The organism is Streptomyces sp. NPDC002640 (genome assembly GCF_053592575.1).
Window position 1 is genome coordinate 134,790 of the sequence record NZ_JBSFVZ010000011.1, and the last position, 19,541, is coordinate 154,330.

14 protein-coding genes are annotated in these 19,541 nt (G+C 74.7%); 2 read left to right on the top strand and 12 right to left on the bottom strand.

The genetic code is table 11. The annotated features are described in order from the left end of the window. The first annotated feature begins 188 nt into the window (after positions 1 to 188). Positions 189 to 5,603: a pullulanase-type alpha-1,6-glucosidase gene (pulA, locus tag ACWD3O_RS16820; protein ID WP_451416437.1), complete on the top strand. Its 5,415-nt coding sequence runs from the start codon at positions 189 to 191 to the stop codon at positions 5,601 to 5,603. A 115-nt stretch (positions 5,604 to 5,718) separates the two neighbouring features. Here the strand turns inward: pulA and ACWD3O_RS16825 are convergent, their stop codons facing one another. The 8 genes from ACWD3O_RS16825 to ACWD3O_RS16860 all read right to left on the bottom strand — a co-directional run bounded on the left by ACWD3O_RS16825 (position 5,719) and on the right by ACWD3O_RS16860 (position 13,699). Beyond that, the gene (locus ACWD3O_RS16825; protein ID WP_451413272.1) at positions 5,719 to 6,087 is read right to left on the bottom strand and encodes a DUF4190 domain-containing protein; all 369 of its coding nucleotides are present in this window, start codon (positions 6,085 to 6,087) and stop codon (positions 5,719 to 5,721) included. Positions 6,088 to 6,191: 104 nt separating this feature from the next. Further along, entirely contained in the window at positions 6,192 to 6,884 is a 693-nt protein-coding gene (locus ACWD3O_RS16830) for a TetR/AcrR family transcriptional regulator (RefSeq protein ID WP_451416376.1), read from the bottom strand. Between the two features lie 202 nt (positions 6,885 to 7,086). Then, positions 7,087 to 9,027: a hypothetical protein gene (locus tag ACWD3O_RS16835; protein WP_451416377.1), complete on the bottom strand. Its 1,941-nt coding sequence runs from the start codon at positions 9,025 to 9,027 to the stop codon at positions 7,087 to 7,089. Between the two features lie 56 nt (positions 9,028 to 9,083). Further along, on the bottom strand, positions 9,084 to 9,629 hold the full coding sequence (locus tag ACWD3O_RS16840) for a tetratricopeptide repeat protein (RefSeq protein WP_451416378.1): 546 nt from the start codon (positions 9,627 to 9,629) through the stop codon (positions 9,084 to 9,086). Between the two features lie 52 nt (positions 9,630 to 9,681). Further along, complete coding sequence (locus ACWD3O_RS16845; RefSeq protein ID WP_451416379.1) at positions 9,682 to 10,386, bottom strand: winged helix-turn-helix domain-containing protein; 705 nt, start codon at positions 10,384 to 10,386, stop codon at positions 9,682 to 9,684. 329 nt (positions 10,387 to 10,715) lie between these two features. Then, on the bottom strand, positions 10,716 to 11,744 hold the full coding sequence (gene glnII / locus ACWD3O_RS16850; protein WP_356135258.1) for a glutamine synthetase: 1,029 nt from the start codon (positions 11,742 to 11,744) through the stop codon (positions 10,716 to 10,718). Between the two features lie 296 nt (positions 11,745 to 12,040). Then, the gene (locus ACWD3O_RS16855) at positions 12,041 to 12,931 is read right to left on the bottom strand and encodes a hypothetical protein (protein WP_451416380.1); all 891 of its coding nucleotides are present in this window, start codon (positions 12,929 to 12,931) and stop codon (positions 12,041 to 12,043) included. Between the two features lie 393 nt (positions 12,932 to 13,324). Next, entirely contained in the window at positions 13,325 to 13,699 is a 375-nt protein-coding gene (locus ACWD3O_RS16860) for an arsenate reductase family protein (protein ID WP_451416381.1), read from the bottom strand. 186 nt (positions 13,700 to 13,885) lie between these two features. Here ACWD3O_RS16860 and ACWD3O_RS16865 point away from each other — a divergent pair, with 186 nt between their 5' ends. After that, on the top strand, positions 13,886 to 14,203 hold the full coding sequence (locus tag ACWD3O_RS16865; RefSeq protein WP_451416382.1) for a hypothetical protein: 318 nt from the start codon (positions 13,886 to 13,888) through the stop codon (positions 14,201 to 14,203). Between the two features lie 76 nt (positions 14,204 to 14,279). Here the strand turns inward: ACWD3O_RS16865 and ACWD3O_RS16870 are convergent, their stop codons facing one another. From ACWD3O_RS16870 to ACWD3O_RS16885, 4 genes are all read right to left on the bottom strand, one after another. Further along, positions 14,280 to 15,713, bottom strand: a complete 1,434-nt coding sequence (locus ACWD3O_RS16870; protein ID WP_451416383.1) for a hypothetical protein — start codon at positions 15,711 to 15,713, stop codon at positions 14,280 to 14,282. A 4-nt stretch (positions 15,714 to 15,717) separates the two neighbouring features. Further along, positions 15,718 to 16,830, bottom strand: a complete 1,113-nt coding sequence (locus tag ACWD3O_RS16875) for a lactate 2-monooxygenase (RefSeq protein ID WP_451413320.1) — start codon at positions 16,828 to 16,830, stop codon at positions 15,718 to 15,720. An 84-nt stretch (positions 16,831 to 16,914) separates the two neighbouring features. Further along, positions 16,915 to 17,706 (bottom strand): acyl-CoA thioesterase domain-containing protein, encoded by a 792-nt coding sequence (locus ACWD3O_RS16880; RefSeq protein WP_451416384.1) that lies wholly within the window; start codon positions 17,704 to 17,706, stop codon positions 16,915 to 16,917. Between the two features lie 297 nt (positions 17,707 to 18,003). Beyond that, positions 18,004 to 19,494, bottom strand: coding sequence for a regulator (locus ACWD3O_RS16885; RefSeq protein ID WP_451416385.1), 1,491 nt, complete (start codon positions 19,492 to 19,494; stop codon positions 18,004 to 18,006). Positions 19,495 to 19,541 lie beyond the last annotated feature (47 nt).

The window sequence follows — 19,541 nt, forward strand, 5'->3', positions numbered from 1 at the left end:
CACCGCACGACCGCATCACCGCACAACCGCACAACTCCCCGTGGCCTGCCGCTCGTTCGCGGCAGGCCACGGGTGAACCCAGCCCCCGCCGCGGCCATCCCCCACGCTCCGCCGGCCGCCGGCCCACCGCTCACCGGACGTCAAGGAGGACCTTCGTGGTGAGTACCAGGAGAACCGGAGCAGCACCCCTGCCCGACGGCAGAGGGAAGCCGGGCCGCCGCGGCCCCGCGGGCACCACGGCGCGGATCGCCGCCGTCACCGCCGCCGCGCTCGCCGCCACCCTGCTGCCCCCGCTCGCGGCCCAGGCCGCCGAGCCCCCGGCGCCCCCGACGGACGCGAAGCTGGCCGCCCAGCCCGCCCGTCACGACCTGACGCGCGACCAGTTCTACTTCGTCCTGCCGGATCGTTTCGCCAACGGCGACACCTCCAACGACCGCGGCGGCCTCACCGGCTCCCGCACGGCCACCGGCTTCGACCCCGCCGACAAGGGCTTCTACCAGGGCGGCGACCTCAAGGGCCTCACCCAGAAGCTGGACTACATCAAGGGCCTGGGCACCACCGCCATCTGGATGGCGCCCATCTTCAAGAACCAGCCCGTCCAGGGCACCGGCGACCAGGCCTCGGCCGGCTACCACGGCTACTGGATCACCGACTTCACCCAGGTCGACCCGCACTTCGGCACCAACGCCGACCTGGAGAAGCTGATCGACGCCGCCCACGCCAAGGGCATGAAGGTCTTCTTCGACGTCATCACCAACCACACCGCCGACGTCGTCGACTACCGGGAGAAGTCCTACTCCTACCTCTCCAAGGGCGCCTTCCCGTACCTGACGAAGGACGGGAAGCCCTTCGACGACGCCGACTACGCCGAGGGCCGCGACCGCTTCCCCGCCGTCGGCTCCGGCTCCTTCCCCCGCACCCCCGTCGTGCCGGAGGCGAAGAAGAACGTCAAGGTGCCCGCCTGGCTCAACGACCCGGCGATGTACCACAACCGCGGCGACTCCACCTACGCCGGCGAGTCCACCACCTACGGCGACTTCTCGGGCCTCGACGACCTGTGGACCGAGCGTCCCGAGGTCGTCTCCGGCATGGAGAAGATCTACCAGCGCTGGGTCAAGGACTTCGGCATCGACGGCTTCCGGATCGACACCGTGAAGCACGTCAACATGGAGTTCTGGACCCAGTGGGCCACCGCCCTCGACGCGTACGCCGCGAAGAAGGGCCGGGACGACTTCTTCATGTTCGGCGAGGTGTACTCCAGCGACACCTCCGTCACCGCCCCCTACGTCACCGAAGGCCGCCTCGACTCGACGCTCGACTTCCCCTTCCAGGAGGCCGCGCGCCAGTACGCCTCCCAGGGCGGCAGCGCCAGGAAGCTCGCCTCGGTCTACGGCGACGACTACAAGTACACGACCGACAAGGCGAACGCCTACGAGCAGGTCACCTTCCTCGGCAACCACGACATGGGGCGCTTCGGCCACTTCCTCAAGGCCGACGACTCCGGCGCCTCCGACGCCGCACTGCTGCGGAAGGCGAAGCTCGCCAACGAGCTGATGTTCCTCGGCCGCGGCAACCCGGTGATCTACTACGGCGACGAGCAGGGCTTCACCGGCAACGGCGGCGACAAGGACGCCCGCCAGACCATGTTCGCCTCGAAGACCCCCGACTACCTCGACGACGACCAGCTCGGCACCGACCGCACCCACGCCGAGGACGCCTTCGACACCGGAGCACCGCTCTACCGGCAGATCAGTGCTCTCGCCAAGCTGCGCAAGGCCCACCCGGCCCTCGCCGACGGCGTGCAGACCGAGCGCTACGCGGCCGACGGGGCCGGCGTCTACGCCGTCTCCCGCACCGACGCCAGGACCGGCGTCGAGTACCTGGTCGCCTTCAACAACGCCGGTGAGGCGAAGTCCGCGACCTTCGCCACCGGCTCCGCGAACGCCTCCTTCCGCGGCATCCACGGCACCGGCGCCACCCTGACCAGCGACGCCGACCGCAAGGTGACGGTCACCGTCCCGGCCGGCTCCGCCGTCGTGTTCCAGGCCAAGGCCCCGCTGCCCAAGCCGGCCGCCGCGCCCTCCGTCACCCTCACCGCCCCGGACGCCGGCGCCACCGGCACCGTGACGGTGAACGCCGATGTCGACGGCGGTCAGCTGAACCGCGTCGTCTTCGCCGCCCAGGTCGGCAACGGCCCGTGGAAGGTCCTCGGCTCCGCCGACCACGCCCCCTACCGGGTCACCCACACCATCGGGAAGGACGTCCCCGCCGGGACCGCCCTGCGCTACAAGGCCGTCGTGGCCGACCGCGCCGGCCGCACCGCGAGCGACCTCGGCGCGAGCACCACGGGCACCCCGCCCGCGCCCGAGAAGCCCGTCGCCACCTCCCGCGACCACGTCCTCGTCCACTACCGGCGCGCCGACGGCGACTACGACGACTGGGGCCTGTACGCCTGGGGCGACCTCGCCGAGGGCGAGGCCACCGAGTGGCCCAAGAGCCACCCCTTCGTCGGCCGCGACGCCTACGGCGCCTTCGCCTGGGTCAAGCTCAAGCCCGGCGCCTCCGACGTCGGCTTCCTCGTGATCGACAAGGACGGCAACAAGGACGTCGCCGCCGACCGCACCGTCGACGTCACCCGCACCGGCGAGATCTGGATCGAGCAGGGCAAGGAGGAGATCCGCACCGAGAAGCCGGCCGGCGAGTACCCGGAGCCCGACCGCTCCAAGGCCGTCCTGCACTACCACCGCGCCGACGGCGACTACGACGGCTGGGGCCTGCACGTCTGGAACGGCGCCGCCAACCCCACCGACTGGGCCCGCCCCGTGCAGCCCACCGAGGTCGACTCCTTCGGAGCCGTCTACGAGGTGCCCCTCGCCGAGGGCGCGACCAGCCTCAGCTACATCCTCCACAAGGGCGACCAGAAGGACCTGCCCACCGACCAGGCCCTCGACCTCAAGGCCAGCGGCAACGAGGTCTGGCTCCTCGCCGGCCAGGAGAAGTACCTGCTCCCGCAGCCCGCGGGCAGCGCCGGCGCCCTCGACCTGACGACCTCCAAGGCCGTCTGGATCGACCGTGACACCGTCGTCTGGGACGGCTCCCCGGCCGCCGCCTCCACCCAGCTGCTCGCCTCCCGCGACGGCTCCCTCGCGGTGAAGGACGGCGCGCTCACCGGCGACGCCACCTGGCTGCGGCTCACCCCGGGCAAGCTCACCGACGAGCAGAAGAAGGCGTTCCCGCACCTCGCCGAGGGCACCGCCTGGACCGTCGACCCGCGCGACGCCGACCGCGTGCGCACCGCCCTGCGCGGCCAGGTCGCCGCCACCCAGCACGCCGCCAACGGCGCCGTCCTCGCCGCCACCGGCGTGCAGATCGCGGGCGTCCTCGACGACCTGTACCCGAAGGCCACCCAGGCCGACCTCGGCCCGGTCTTCGAGCGCGGACGGCCCACCCTGTCCGTCTGGGCGCCCACCGCGAGCGACGTCGACCTCGAGATCGGCTCCGCCACCGTGCCCATGAGGCGCGACGCGGCCACCGGCGTCTGGTCGGTGACCGGGCCCGCCTCCTGGCGGAACAAGCCCTACCGCTACGCGGTCAAGGTCTTCGCACCCACCGAGCAGAAGACCGTCGTCAACAAGGTCACCGACCCCTACTCGGTCGCCCTGACCGCCGACTCCACCCACAGCCTGGTCGTCGACCTCGACGACCGCTCCCTCGCCCCCGCGGGCTGGTCGCAGCTGGACAAGCCCGAGGCCGTCCCGCTGCGCGACGCGCAGATCCAGGAACTGCACGTCCGGGACTTCTCCGTCGAGGACCCGACCGTGCGGGCCGCCGACCGCGGCACCTACCGGGCGTTCGGCGACACCGGAAGCGACGGCTCGAAGCACCTGAGGAAGCTGGCCGACGCGGGCACCTCCCACGTCCACCTGCTGCCCGCCTTCGACATCGCCACCATCCCCGAGCGCCGCGCCGACCAGGCGAACCCGGACTGCGACCTCGCGTCGCTGCCCGCCGACTCGCCCGCGCAGCAGGAGTGCGTCGCCGCCACCGCGGCGAAGGACGCCTACAACTGGGGCTACGACCCGTACCACTACACCGTCCCGGAGGGCTCCTACGCCTCCGACCCCGACGGCACCGAGCGCACCACCGAGTTCCGCGGCATGGTGAAGTCGCTCAACGACAGCGGCCTGCGCGTCGTCATGGACGTGGTCTACAACCACACCGCCGCCAGCGGCCAGGCGAAGACCTCCGTCCTCGACAAGGTCGTGCCCGGCTACTACCACCGGCTCCTCGCGGACGGCAGCGTGGCCACCTCCACCTGCTGCGCCAACACCGCGCCCGAGAACGCCATGATGGGCAAGCTGGTCGTCGACTCCGTGGTCACCTGGGCCAAGGAGTACAAGGTCGACGGCTTCCGCTTCGACCTGATGGGCCACCACCCCAAGGCCAACATGGTCGCCGTCCGCGAGGCGCTGGACGCCCTCACCCTCGAGAAGGACGGCGTCGACGGCAAGAACATCCTGCTGTACGGCGAGGGCTGGAACTTCGGCGAGATCGCCGACGACGCCCGGTTCACCCAGGCCACCCAGAAGCACATGGCCGGCACCGGCATCGCCACCTTCTCCGACCGGGCCCGCGACGCCGTCCGCGGCGGCGGCCCGTTCGACGAGGACCCCGGCGTCCAGGGCTTCGCCTCGGGCCTCTACACCGACCCCAACTCGTCCAACGCCAACGGCAGCGAGGCCGAGCAGAAGGCGCGGCTGCTGCACTACCAGGACCTGATCAAGGTCGGACTCAGCGGCAACCTGGCCGGGTACCGCTTCACCGACACCTCCGGCAAGGAGGTCACCGGCGCCCAGGTCGACTACAACGGCTCGCCCGCCGGCTACGCCGAGGCCCCCGGCGACGCCCTCGCCTACGCCGACGCGCACGACAACGAGTCGCTGTTCGACGCCCTCGCCTTCAAGCTGCCGGCCGGCACCCCGGCCGGCGACCGGGCCCGGATGCAGGTCCTCGCCATGGCGACCGCCGCCCTCTCCCAGGGACCGGCGCTCTCCCAGGCGGGCACCGACCTGCTGCGCTCCAAGTCGCTGGACCGCAACTCCTACGACAGCGGCGACTGGTTCAACGCCATCCACTGGAACTGCGAGGCCGGCAACGGCTTCGGGCGCGGCCTGCCCCCGGCGGCCGACAACGAGCCCAAGTGGACGTACGCCAAGCCCCTGCTGACGGACCCGTCGCTGCGGGCGGGCTGCGAGGAGATCGAGGGTGCCTCCGCCGCCTACCGCGACCTGCTGCGGATCCGCACCACGGAGAAGGCGTTCTCGCTGGACAGCACCGCGAAGGTGCAGCAGCAGCTGTCCTTCCCGCTGTCCGGCAAGGAGGAGACGCCCGGCGTGATCACCATGCGGCTCGGTGACCTCGTGGTGGTCTTCAACGCCACCCCCGAGAAGGCCGAGCAGCACGTCGGCGGCCTCGGCGACACCGCCTACCGGCTCCACCCGGAGCAGGCCCGCGGCACCGACCCGGTGGTGAGGTCCGCCGCGTACGAGGACGGCACCTTCACCGTCCCGGCCCGGACGGTGGCGGTGTTCACCGCCTCCTGACGCCCGTCCCCGACCGGCACGACGGCGGCGGCGCCCCCCACGACCCGTGGGGGGCGCCGCCGTTCGCCGTTCGCCGTTCGCCGTGCGCTGTCGGCCGTTGGCCGGCCGGGGCGCGTCAGTCGTTGACCTGGTCGCCGTAGTCGCGCTCGCACCGGTCCATCTCCGCCTGCGTCCGCGCCTGCTCCACGCACTCCTGGAGGTTCGCGAACTCGTCCGAGCCGACGATGGACGCCCCGATGACGACGATCACCAGCGAGGCGATCAGCCCGAGGCCCCCCAGCACCGCGCCCGCGATCGACAGGCCCCCGTGCGGGGCGCCGCCGCGGCGGGCCCGGCGCATGCCGAGGATGCCGAAGACCACCGCGAGCACCCCGAGCAGGATGCCGCCGAGCACCGTCCAGAAGAGGACGACCGCCAGGACGCCGAGCACCAGGGCGGGGATGGCGAGACCGTTCTTCGGCAGCGGCCGGTCGAAGGAGGACATGGAGCACACTCATCTCTGGGGAGGATCCGACAGGTATGAACTGCCGTCTTCCCCGCGAGCGTTGACGGACTCCTCCCGCTCCCCGGAGGGCCCTGCGGCACCCCTCAGGGCGCCAGCGCGACCAGCTTGCCGATCAGCTCCACGAAGGGACTGTCCTCCGGCTCCCGGGCCAGCACCGTGCGCAGCAGCGCCGCCAGCTCGGGGTCGGAGGTCGCGGCCACCGCCGCCAGGGCGGCGAAGTCGTGCACCAGCCGCACCTCCAGCTCCTCGCGGGGGATCGCCCGGTCGGCCAGCCAGAGCAGCGCCGTCGACTCGGCGTGCGAGATCCACGACCGCAGCAGCAGCTCCAGCCGCGGCGAGACCGGCGGGGCCATCTCCAGGTGCGCCAGCATCTGCTCGAAGGCCACCTGCCGCACCCCGTCGACCAGCGCGTTGGTGGTGGAGGAACCCACCGCCGGGCCACCGCGCATCAACGCCGAGAACCCCGGGCCGTGATCGTCGACGAAGGCGAAGAAGCGGCGCATCACCCGCAGCAGCCGGGCGCCCAGCGGTCCCTCGCGGGGCTCGGTGAACCGCTCGGCCAGCTCCTGGGAGGCCAGCTTCAGGGCGGCCTCGTAGAGGCTGAGCTTGCCGGGGAAGTAGTGGTACACCAGGGGGCGCGAGATGCCCGCGGCGGCGGCGATCTCGTCGATGGAGACCTCGTCGGGCGAGCGGTGGCTGAACAGCTCGAGCGCGACGTCGATCAACTGCTGCCGCCGCTCCTCGACCCCCATCCTGCGGCGTACCCCGGTTGTCATACGAACACCTTAGCGGGGGCCATGGCCGGGGTCAGGACGGTGACGGCCGCCCTCCCGGCCACCCTCCCAGCCGCCCTCCCGGCCACCCTCCCAGCCGCTCTCCCGGCCGCCCCCCGGCCGCCGCGCGTTCCGAGGCCTTTGGGCCCCCCGAGCCCTCCGAGCCCCCTGAGCCCTCCGTGACCCCCGAGCCCCCCGGGCCGCATCAGCCGAGCCCGTCGACCGTCCGGCCGTCGGAAAGGGTCGCCTCGAGGTCGGCGCGCGCCCCCTGCTCGGCCGGGGCGCTGAGGAAGCGTCCCCGCGCCTCGGCGCGGACCCCGCCGGAGGCCGTGACCGATGCCGTCTGCGGGCCGCCCGCCGCCAGCAGGTGCCAGGCGCCGCTCGACGCCTTCCACAGCACGCCCGCGACCACCTGCGGATCCCGCGCCCCGCAGTCCGTGACGTCCGTGCCCTTCGCGGTGACCGCGGCGGCCTCGACGCCCGGCGGGCGGAACTGGGCCAGCGCCTGCGTGCCCCGGCCGCGCCAGGTCTCCGAGCGCGTGCACACCCAGGCCGCCGTCCCGGTGCCGTCCGGCAGCGGCTGCTGGGCGAACCGCCAGGCGTTCACCGACCGGACGCCCTGCCCGCGCATGCCGGTCAGCGAGCAGGCCAGCGGCTGCCAGGCCTGCCGCGACTTCGGGCCGAAGTCGGCGGGGGCCGACCCCGGATCGCCCACCGTCAGAGCGGCCGGGGTGAGCTCGCCCAGGTCGGTGACCATCCGGCGGCCGCCGTCCCCGGTGAGCTCCAGGGCGTTCCACGCCGTGCAGGCGCCGGGCTGCTGCTGCACCGGGCCGGCCAGCGGCGAGGTGACCCCGTCCGGGCCGATGTCCAGCGGCTGCTTGCGCGCCCCGTCCCCGGTGCCCAGCAGGTCCCGGCCGGCCGCCCCGGTGACCCACGGAGCCAGCAGGTAACGGACGTTGCCGTCGGAGCGGCCCACCACCACCGCGCTCGCGGTGACGTCGGAGGCGCCGTCGACCCGGGCGAAGTCCAGGGCCGCGCCGGTGGTGCCGGTGGCCGGCTCCGCGTACCGGACGATCCGCAGCCCGTCGTGGAGCAGCACCACCCGGGCGCCGTCGACCTCGCCGGCGTAGAGCAGCTGCGGCGGCCCCGCGGGAGCGCCGGAGGGCGTGCCGGTGGTCGCGGAGACCTGCACCGTCCGCCCAGGACGCGCCCAGACGGCCAGCGCGCGGCGCAGCAGCCGCTCGTCATCGGCCAGCGCGCCCCGCGCGGGCCAGGCCGAGAAGTCCAGGCGGGGCGAGGTCTTCCAGGCGGCGGGGGCGGCGCGGGTGAGCTCGCCCGGGTCCAGGGCGGCCCGCGCCGCCGGGTTGCTGGCGTAGGGCGGGGCGGCCGCGCCGTCCGGCCCCCAGCCCTCCCCGGGCATCAGCACCAGGGCGGCGCAGACGGCGGCCGCCGCCGCGGCGGCCAGGGCGGCCTTGGTGTGCTGACGGCGGCGCATCAGGTCGGTCGGCCGGGCCTGGAGGGCGCAGGGGTCGAACTCGGGGGAGTCCAGCAGCGTGTACTGCACCGGCACCTTGTCCGCCTCGCGGACCGCCGTGTACGGGTTCTCCACCCCCGCCGACTCCAGGACCTCGCGGACCTCGTCGTCCGGCAGCCGCTCCAGCCCGCGCAGCACGTACGCGGCACGCCCGGCCGGGGAGAGGGCGGACAGGCGCTGCTCCAGCGCCAGCTCGCCCGCGCCGCCCGAGCGGGGGAACAGCCGCAGCCCCCAGACCTGGGGCAGCAGCGGCGGGAGCTGCGAGAGCCGGGGCAGCAGCCGCCGCCTCCCCCCGGCGTCCTGCGCGGCCCGCACGATGCGCATGCGCACCACCGCGTACCCCGGGTCGCCCTCCCGGCCCTGCGCCTGGGCGGGGATCACCGACGGCGGCGTCCTGCCCTTGGGCAGGGCGCGCTGGGTGACGGCGTGCGCGACGAGGACCCGCCGGCCGCGGTCGAGGTCGGCCGGCAGCAGCAGGTACGCGAGCCGGACCAGCCGTGGATAGTGCTCGACGAGCGCGGCCTCGGCCTGTTCGACGTCGAGGCCCCCGCCGGTGCGGTGCGGGCGGGTCTTGCGGGCGGGCGGACGGGAGGCGACATGCTGTGGCTGCACGTTCAGCAGAACGAGCGAATCGAGCGTTGGTCACCCGTTGGTGGGAGAGTCGTCCCTCACCCGTCGCGCAGCACCCGGGCGTAGGCGGCCATCGACCGCTGGTAGCGCGGCAGATGGGCGGCCATGGCCTCGAGCACCAGGGACAGGCCCTCCCGGTCCCGCCCGAGCGAGGAGAGGCAGAGCGCCAGGACGCACCGGACCGCGTCGTCCAACTTGTCGGACGGTGCGGTCAGTTCGGGTTCGAGCAGGGCGAGTCCCTCCTCGGCCCGGCCCACGTTCCGCAGCGAACTGGCGAGCTGGACGCGGGCCCGGCGGCCCTTGTAGCCGTCGAGTCCGCCGTCCAGCGCCCGCCGGTAGAGCGGAACGGCGAGATCGGAACGTCCGGTCGAGTCCCAGGCGCACGCGCGCTCGAACAGTCCGTACGGGTGGTCGTCCGGCAGCTCGTCGGCCAGGATTCCGATCGACTCCCGGAACCTCTCGGCGCCCTCGTCGGTGGGCGGGTACGCGTCGAGCCTCGCCCACGCGGCCGTGACGCGCTCGTCCCAGTCCCGCTCGTCCCAGTTCCGCTCGTCCTTCGGTGTGTCCACCGTGATCCGGTCCATGACGATCACCCTGCCATGGACCGGACCGCGGGGGGAGGCCCATCCCGGAGGATCAACCTGCCTGCGGGGGCGTGTACTTGTAGCCGACCCGGCGGACGGTCCGGATCGACTGCCGGTACTCGGCGCCCAGCTTGCGGCGGAGCCGGGCGATGTGGACGTCGACGGTGCGGCCGTCGCCGACGTGGCCGTAGCCCCAGACGGTGGCCACCAGTTGGTCCCGGGTGTGCACCCGGTGGGGGTGGGCGACCAGGTGGGCGAGGAGTTCGAACTCCAGGTAGGTGAGGTCCAGCGGCCGCCCGTCGACCTCGGCGGTCCGCCGCGGCACGTCCACCCGGATCACGTCGCCGTCCGCGGGCGCGGCCCCGGGCGGCGTGCCCGTGGCGGCCGCGTCGTGCGGGGCGGCGAACCCGGTGGCGGCCGCGTCACGCAGGAACGGCGGCTGCCGGTCGGCGGGGACCAGCACCAGGTAGCCCACCATCGGCGGCTGCCCCGGCAGCGTGGGCACCGCCTGCGGGGGAGCGGGCAGCCAGGTGGCCCCCGGCGGCAGGACCTGCTCGACGACGGCCGCGGCCGTGGAGGCGGCCGTGGCCCCCAACCCCACCGCCCGCAGACGGCGGCGTCCGGCGGGGTCGGCGAGGTGCGGGACGGACCCGTGCGCGGTGGAGGTGTGCGCGGTGGACCCGTGCGTGGTGGGGGCGTGCGGCACGGAGGCGTGCGGGGCGGGGACGTGGAGGTCGGAGGCGTGCGTGGTCGCCATGGGAATCAGCTCTTTCGCGCGGAAGGACGTCGGACGGGACGTGGATCACGCGCGGCGGCTGGGCCGACGAGGCCCAAGGGGCCTCAGGAGAAGGGGAACGTCAGCGGGCCGGCGCGCAGGTCGCGCGGCGACACACCCGGTCGAAGTCGTGGTGCTGACGCGACGGCCAGAAGGGCTCGAGGTCGAACCGACCTGTCATGCCACACCTCCGATGCCGTTGATGGGCTCCATTGAAGCAGAGTCACGCCCAAGGGGAAGGGGGCGTCCACCAGTTGGCGGGCGCCCCCTTCCCCGGGTGCTGCGCGCGGGACGTGCCTCCCGCGGCCGGGTCAGACCTGGCCGGCCTTCTCCAGGGCCTCGCAGCAGGTGTCCACGATCAGGCGGGTCACCACGTACGGGTCGACGTTGGCGTTCGGACGGCGGTCCTCGATGTAGCCCTTGCCGTCCTTCTCGACCTGCCACGGGATGCGCACCGAGGCGCCGCGGTTGGAGACGCCGTAGGAGTACTTGTCCCACGGGGCGGTCTCGTGCAGGCCGGTCAGGCGGTCGTCGATGCCGGCGCCGTAGTTCTTGACGTGGTCCAGCGGCTTGGAGCCCTCACCGAGGGACTCGCAGGCCGTGATGATGGCGTCGTAGCCCTCGCGCATGGCCTTGGTGGAGAAGTTGGTGTGCGCGCCGGCGCCGTTCCAGTCGCCCTTGACCGGCTTGGGGTCGAGGGTGGCGGCCACGCCGAAGTCCTCGGCGGTGCGGTAGAGCAGCCAGCGGGCGATCCAGAGCTGGTCCGAGACCTCGAGCGGGGAGAGCGGGCCGACCTGGAACTCCCACTGGCCCGGCATGACCTCGGCGTTGATGCCGGAGATGCCCAGACCCGCCTTCAGGCAGTTGTCCAGGTGCTTCTCGACGATCTCACGGCCGAAGATCTCGTCCGCGCCGACGCCGCAGTAGTAGCCGCCCTGCGGGGCCGGGAAGCCGCCGCGCGGGAAGCCCAGCGGGTAGCTGTCCTTGAAGAACGTGTACTCCTGCTCGATGCCGAAGATCGGCTCCTGGGCGGCGTAGCGCCCGGCGACCTCGACCAGCGCGGCACGGGTGTTGCTCGGGTGCGGCGTCAGGTCGATGTTCAGGACCTCGCAGAGCACCAGGATGTCGTCGCCGCCGCGCACCGGGTCGGGGCAGGAGAAGACCGGCTTGAGCACGCAGTCGGAGGCGTGGCCCTCGGCCTGGTTGGTGCTGGAGCCGTCGAAGCCCCAGATCGGCAGCTCGGCACCCTTGGCGTCGTCGGACAGGATCTTCGTCTTGGAACGGAGCTTGGCCGTCGGCTCGGTGCCGTCGATCCAGATGTACTCAGCCTTGAAGGTCACGGGCCACATCCTTCGGGTGGTCTCGACCGTGCGGGACGGTCAGTCGCGGGGCGAGGCGCTGCGGCATCGGTGCGCCGGTATGTCCCGCAGACTGTCAAGAGGCGATTTCCCGGCCATTGCTCTCGTGTGAACCCCGTGTTACCTACCGTCCCCGCCACCCGTACGGGTGTGTGAGGCGTCCCGGTGACGCCGCACGGGACGACGCGACGGCCCCCGTCCGGCGCGGCCCCGGCGGGGGCCGTCGGCTCGTATGCGATGGGCTTGACCCGTGCCCGGAGGGGGTAGGGCCCGTCCGTTCACCCGCCCGCGGCGGGGTCCTCGTGGGCCACCACGGTGGCGTTGACATGCTCCAGCAAGCGCTCGGTGTGCGCGGTCAGCTCCTTCTCGCCGGTCTCCGCGCCGTCGGTCCACTGTCCGCTCGCGAAGACCACGGAGCGGACGGTCATCACCCGGCGGAAGACGCCCGCGGAGCCCGGCGGCACCGGGTCCAGGCCGGAGGCCGGCGGCGGGTCGAGGGCCACCACCTGGTAGCTCACCGGGTCCATCGCGGCCATCGAGAAGACCCGGATCGCGTCCTCCTGCCGCGCGAAGCTCAGCACGGTGACCGTGACCTGCGCCTTCCCGGAGGGGTCGGTGTAGAGCGCGGCGCTCTGCCGGGCGCAGGGCCCGCCCTGGGCGATCAGGTCGGCGAGCTGCTGCGACATCCAGTTCGTGCAGTCGGTGGTGGTGGAGGCGTCGACGCGGCGGTAGGTGGTGTCCCGGGTCGTCACCGAGGTGTCGGGGAAGGCCTGCTCCGGGGTGATGACCGGCCTCCGCAGCGCCTCCGCGAGGGCGGGAGGCGCGTCGTCCGGTATCTCCACGTCCACCGGGGGAGGCGAGGTTCCGTCCGCCGGAGCGGCCGACGCCGAGGGGAGCGCGGAGACGTCGCCGGAGGCGCTGTTCCCGCCGGGCCAGAAGACCGCGCCCAGGGCCACCACCGCGGCCACCACGACGACCGCCGCCGCGACGGCGGTGCGGCGGGTGCGGCGCCGCCGCTCCTCCTCGCGCAGCCGGTGCTGCTCCGCCTGCCACGCGGCGTGCTCGGCCGCCTGCCCCTGCCAGGCCGCCGGCTGCCAGGGGTCGTAGGGCTGCGGTCCCTGGGCGGCGGGGCCGGGGCCGGCGGGGGTGTGGTGGTCACCGTGGTTCATGGGCGCGGACGGTAGCAGCGGCCACCGTCAACCCGGCCGCCGGGGCCGCCCGTTCGGAGCGAAGGGGCCGCGTGCGCCGCCCCGGCGGGGGCCGCGGTCCCGTGCGCTGCGGGGGCCTCGCGTCCGTACGCCGCTGGGGCCTGAGGCTCGTGCGCCGGCCCGCGGGGGCCGCGGTCCCGTGTGCGCCGCTGGGGGCTCAGGCCGTGTGCCGCTGGGCCCTCGCCGCCCCTGTGCCGCTGGGGTCTCGCGCCCGTGCGCTGCCGGGGCCGCGGGCCCGTGTGCCGCTGGGGGCTCGCGCCTGTGGGCCGCTGGGGCCTCGGGCCCGTGTGCGCCGCCGGGGGCTCAGGTCCCTGTGTCGCGGGGGTCTCGCGCCCGTGGGGCGCCGCTGGGCCCTCAGTGCTTCCGTGGGCCGCGCGCCAGCGCCTCCCGTACCGCCTCCTCCGACCGGGCCACCACCGCCGTGCCGTCGTCGGCGGTGACGATCGGGCGCTGGATCAGCTTCGGGTGGGAGGCCAGCGCGGTGATCCACCGGTCCCGCGCACCGGCGTCCCGCGGCCACTCCTTGAGCCCGAGCTCCTTCGCCGCGGCCTCCTGGGTCCGCGTGATCTCCCACGGCTCCAGCCCGAGCCGGTCCAGCACGGCCCGGATCTCGTCCTCGGTGGGGACGTCCTCCAGGTAGCGGCGGACGGTGTAGTCGGCGCCCTCCGCGTCGAGCACCGAGAGGGCGCTGCGGCACTTCGAGCAGGCGGGGTTGATCCAGATCTCCATGGCCTCACGATACGTCGCCGGGCCGCCCGCGGAACTCGTTTCCCCCACCCGCCACCGGGGCCCCAACACCCGTTCTGGCCAGGGACTTTGTCAGTGCCAGGCAGTAGAATGAATACATGTTCGAGGGAGTTCGGCGGGCCTTCCGCCGGCCCGTCGGGCGACCCGACCGCGACAGGAGGATTGCCTGTGCCCGCTGCCGCTTCCACCACCCGGCCCAAGGCCCGTTCCACCCGGTCCACCGCCAAGCGTCCCGTTCCGCTCGACCGTCCCTACGTGCCCGTCCAGAAGCGTCCGCTGCCCCCGGGCCGGCCGCGTGAGTGGTACGTCGACCACAACCGCCGCCTGAAGGCGATGCGGCTGGCGATCGCCCTGCTCGACCTGGGCTTCCACACCCCGCGCCAGGCCCCGGACGAGGTCGTCCACCTGGCCGCCCAGCTGATCGGCGTCCACCCGCCGTCCCCGGCCACCTGCCGCCTGGTCCGCGCGCTGCTCCAGGCACACTGACACCCCGTCCGCCCGTCCGTACGTACGCACACACGTCACGCCCCGGCCGTCCGCGGCCGGGGCGTGACGCGTCCGCTCACCGGGCGAGGTCGACGCCGGTCGCCCACGCCAGGAACGGCAGCCGGGAGCGGGGGACGCGGTGCCGGCCACGCCCGAGCAGCGCCGCCACCTCGGGGTCGCTCTTGGGCAGGCCGGGCGGGGGCTCCCACGTGGCGAGACACCGCGCCGCCCGGTTGCGCGTGGGCTCCTCCGGGTCGTCCAGCAGGTCCACCGCAGCCCGTAGCGCGGGCAGCCCGCCGTGCGCGACGAGCAGCCGGAACGCCGCCCGGCGCCGGTGCGGGGGACCGCCGGGCTCCAGCATCCGGCTCAGGGCGTCCGGGTCGAGGGCGTCGGCGTCCGGCAGGAGCGCCGCGGCGGCCTCCCGCACCACGGCGGCCGACGGGTCGTCCAGCAGCGGCAGGAGCTCCGCCCGGTCCAGTGCGTCCACGCCGCGCAGCGCGGCCACCGCCCCGGCCCGGACGGCCGGCGCCGGGTGCGCCAGCAGCGGCCGCAGCAGCAGGGCGTCCTCCCGCCCGCCGCACTCGGCGAGTCCCGCCGGCGCGCCGCGCGGGACCGCCGGGTCGGCGGGGTCCGCGCACAGGGCCCGGTAGCGGGGGAGCGGGTCGATCCCGTGCTCCCGCAGCACCCAGCGCGCGCACGCCCTGACCACGGGGGAGCGGTCGGTCAGGAAGGCCTCGGCCCGCCCGGGCCGGCCCGCGCGGCGCAGCGCGGTGACGCCGGTGGAGCGGGCGCGGGAGTTGCGGGCGGTGAGCAGCGGCTCCAGGACGGCGTCGCGGCCGGCCTCGTCCTCAGGCAACGCGGCCAGCGCCGCGTCGGCGCAGAGGTCCTGGACGACCACGTCGGGGTCGCCGGCGGCCGCGCGGGCCAGTTCGACGGCGGTGAACAGGCTCGCGGAGACGGCGAGTTCGACGGCGAAGCGCCGCACCCACCGGTTCGGGTGCCGCAGCAGCGGCCCGAGTTCGTCCGCCGAGGCGGGCCGCAGGGCGTCGCGCACCAGGCCGACCGCGGTCGCGCCCTGGGCCCGGCGCCCCAGGCGCAGCACCAGCGGCGTGAGGGCCACGGCCCGCTCGACGGTCAGCATCCCGCGCAGCAGGCCCCGGGCCCGCAGCCGGACGGGACCCGCCCAGTCCGCGCACCGGACGACCACCAGCGGCAGCACCTCGGGGCGCGCCTCGGCCTCCTTCAGCGCCTTCTCGCGGATCCGGCCGTCCCCGTGGCAGAGGGCGAAGGCGAGGGCCGGCGGGGTGTACGCGCCCTCCCGCGGCCGCAGTTCCCGCAGGGCCCGCCACCGTGCGTGGCCGGGGTTCCAGGCGGCGTCCCGGCAGGCCTCGCGGACGCCGTGGTCCAGGGCGAGCCACGCCTCGGGGTCGGCGTCCAGGCCGCCGACCACCCGCTCGACGCCTTCCCCCACGGTGAGCCGCAGGGCGCCGGCGTAGTCGTCCCAGGTCACCGGCTCACCGCACGGGCCGGAGGTCGTCGCGGGTCAGCGCGGCGGTGGAGGCGTAGCCGTCGATGGCGAGGGTGAGGTCGAGCTCGGCGAGGAGGCAGCGCAGCACGTGCTCCACGCCGGCCTGGCCGCCCACCGCGAGGCCGTAACCGTAGGGGCGGCCGATCGCCACGGCGCGGGCGCCGAGGGCCAGCGCCTTGACCACGTCGGGGCCGCTCCGGACGCCGGAGTCGAAGATCACCGGCACCTCGCCCGCCGCGTCGACCACCTCCGGCAGGCAGTCCAGGGCGGGCAGGCCGCCGTTGGCCTGACGCCCGCCGTGGTTGGAGCAGTAGATCCCGTCCACGCCGCTGTCCACGGCCCGCCGGGCGTCCTCGGGGGAGCAGATGCCCTTCAGCAGCACCGGCAGGGAGGTCAGGGAGCGCAGCCGGTCCAGGTCGTCCCAGGTCAGCCGCTGGTTGCCGAAGATCATCGCCCAGTGGCCGGTGGCCGCCTCGGGGTCCTCCTCCGGCGGCGCGGCGAGCCGGGAGCGGAACACCGGGTCGCTGAAGTAGTTGGCGAGGCACTGGCCCTTGAGCTGCGGGAAGCTGGCGATGGACAGGTCGCGCGGGCGCCAGCCCAGGGTCAGGGTGTCCAGGGTGACGACGATCGCCGAGTAACCGGCCGCCTCCGCGCGGCGGACCAGGCTCTCCGTCAGCTCGGGGTCGTTCGGCGGGTAGAGCTGGAACCACCCCGGGGTGTCGCCGAGTTCGCGCGCCACGTCCTCCAGCGGGTCCTGGGAGAGCGTGGAGGCGATCATCGGGACGCCGGTGGCGGCCGCCGCGCGGGCGGTCACCAGGTCGCCCCGGCCCTCGGCCAGGTCGCACAGACCGATCACGCCCACCGGGGCGAGCATCAGGGGCGTCGGCAGCCGTCGGCCGAACAGCTCGGTGGACAGGTCGCGTTCGGCGGCACCGGCCAGCATCCGGGGCATCAGGCCCCAGCGGTCGAAGGCCGCCACGTTGGCGTTCTGGGTGCGCTCGTCCCCGGCGCCGCCGGCCACGTAGGACCACAGCTCCGGCGGCATCACCTGCTCGGCGCGGCGCTCCAGGTCGGCGTACGCCATCGGGTGGTCGGGCATCTTCCCGGTCAACCCGTCGAGGTAGATGCCGAGTTGCCAGTCACCGTGGTTGGGCACCGAGGTCTCCTTGGACGATCAGGACGTTCAGGCGTGGCGGGCGTTGGCGAGGGCGGTGGTCATCGCGTAACCGATCGGGCCGGCCGTGTCGTACAGGGTGCAGTGGCCGACCGCGACGCCCTCCTCGCTGCTGTGCGCCGTGGCCTGGAACCCTATGGCGTCGCTGAGCGGGAGACGAGCCAGCGTCAGCGTGTAATCCGCGTTGATGAACTCCAGGTCGTCGTCGGACCGGTGGGCCATCGGACTGGCCGTGTCGGCGGCGAGGGCGACCCGGACGAACGGCGAGAGCGCCTCGCCCGCGACCAGCTCGGCCTCGTCGCGCAGCCAGGCCCGGCGTTCGGCGACGCCGTCCCAGCTCTCCACGGGCCGGTTGTCGCCGCCGAACAGCCAGAGGTTCCACGGCATGCCGTGCCGCACGGGCGCGATCTCCTCCGGGGGCGGGGCGTCCCAGTCCGGGGTCGCCGGGACGGGACCGGCGGGCTGCTCGCCCCGGCGCAGCAGCACGGCGCTCGCACGGGCGGCGACGCCGTTCGCGCCGTGGACCACCGCGTCGGCCACGCGGATGCGGCGGCCGTCGCGGATCCGTTCCGTGGTCACGCGCAGCGGGGCGAAGGGGCAGGCGCGGAAGAGGTCGACGGTGAGGCGGGCGAAGTGGAGGCCCTCCGCGCTGTGCTCGCGCTCCAGGGCGCGGGCGAGGAGCCCGCCGAGGAGACGGCCGTGCACGGCGTCGGGGGTCCACCAGCTCCGGGCGTGCTCGCCGGGGAGCAGGGTGTCCCCGTCGGCGGTGAAGAACGCGGCGGCGTCGTTCGTCGGGTCCATACGGGCGGCGCGCCCCCTCTTGTGTTCATAGGCCAACCATCTGGTCGGGGGCAGCGTAAGCCACGACCCCGCGGGGCTCCCCCGCGAGGTCCCGCGCCGGATGCGGGGCCCGTGGGCGCATCCTGCGGGCAGTCGTGCCGCCGGGGCGGCACGGGTGGGCGCAGGCGGTGGGTCCGCGCGGAACGGCTCGCCGCACCGGGGCCCGGCCGCCCCGCGGGGGCTCGCGCACGCACGCACGCGGCCCCCGCGGCGCGGGGCGCACGCCGCGGGGGCCGGGGTCGAGGCAGGGACCGCGGCTCAGAGGAGGGTGGCCACGCGGTCGCGGTACGTGCGGACCGGCGCGGCGTCCTTGTACGGCTCGAGCCGCCGCTCGAAGTCCCGCACGTACTCCACCGCCCGCACCGACCGCATCTCCGCCGCCTGCCCCGCCGCCTCCGCACCCAGCTGGCACGCCTGGTCGAGCTCGCCGAGCCCCAGCCGCGCCGACGCCAGCACCAGCCGGCAGAACAGCCGGCTCCGCGCGTACGCCGGGGCCCGCAGCTGCAGGGACCGCTCCGCGTACTGCGCCGCCGCCCGGTACTGCTGGAGGTCCCGGTGGCAGTGCCCGAACTCGTCGGCGAGCTGCGCCTCGTCGAAGAAGCGGGCCCACGGCGGGACCTCCTCCTGCGGCCGCGCCGCCTCCAGCGCCCGCTCCGCCCGCACCAGCGCCGCCGTGCAGGCCCGGACCTCGCCCAGCACCCCGTGCGCCCGCGCCTCCACCGCGTGCAGCAGCGCCTGGACCACCGGCGGCGCCGAGCCGCCGGCCCCCTGCTGCGCCACCCGCGCGAGCTGCACCGCCTCACGCCCGTGGCCCAGGTACACGGCCTGCCGGCTCATCGACACCAGCACGTACGCCCCGTACATCCGGTCGCCCGCCGCCTGGCTGAGCCGCAGCGCCTGCACGAAGTACCGCTGGGCCAGCCCGTGCGCCCCGATGTCGTACGAGGTCCACCCGGCCAGCCGCGTGAGGTCGGCCACCGCGCCGAACAGCCGCCGCCCCAGCTTCTCCCCGTAGGCGCCGCGCAGCATCGGCTCGGCCTCGTGCTCCAGGTACCGCACCAGCGCCTGCCGGGCGTGCCCGCCGCCGTAGGCGTGGTCGAGGGAGCGGAACAGCTCGCCCACCGACCGCAGCGCCGCCACGTCGCCGCCGGTGACCCGCTGGCCCGGGCCCCGCTCGGCCACCCGCTCGCCGCCGCGCCCGCCCCGCTGCCGGGGCACCGCGGCCAGGGTCCCGCCCGCCTCCCGTCCGGGACGGGCCTGCGCCGGCACCCGCACGGCGCCCGCGGGCGGCTCGCCCCGGCCGACCCGGTCGTCGGGACGGCCGATCAGCCAGTCCCGGCTGGGCACCACCAGCCCCGCCGGGGTGAAGGCGATCTTGCGGAGCTCCGCGTGGCTGCCGGAGTCCTTGCGCCACAGGCCGCCGACGATGTCCACGGCCTCCTCGGGCGTCGCCGCGAACTCCAGCCCGGCGTAGACCGGGGCACACGCGTCCAGGCCGAGGTCCTGCGCGGTCAGCCGGCGCCCGAGGCGGCGGGTGAAGACCTCCGCGATCAGCGCCGGTGTCGTCCCCCGGGGCTGCTGGCCGCGGAGCCACCGGGTGACGGACGTCTTGTCGTACCGCAGGTCGAGGCCGTGCTCGAGTCCCAGCTGGTCCACGCGCCGGGCCAGTCCCGCGTTGGAGAATCCCGCCTCTGCGATGAGCGCGGCGAGCTGGCGGTTGGGAGTGCGCTGCGCGGGTCGTTCCGTCATCTGCGGTGCGGTCTCCTGCCTTCCGTGGCGAGCCCCGTGGGGCGCCC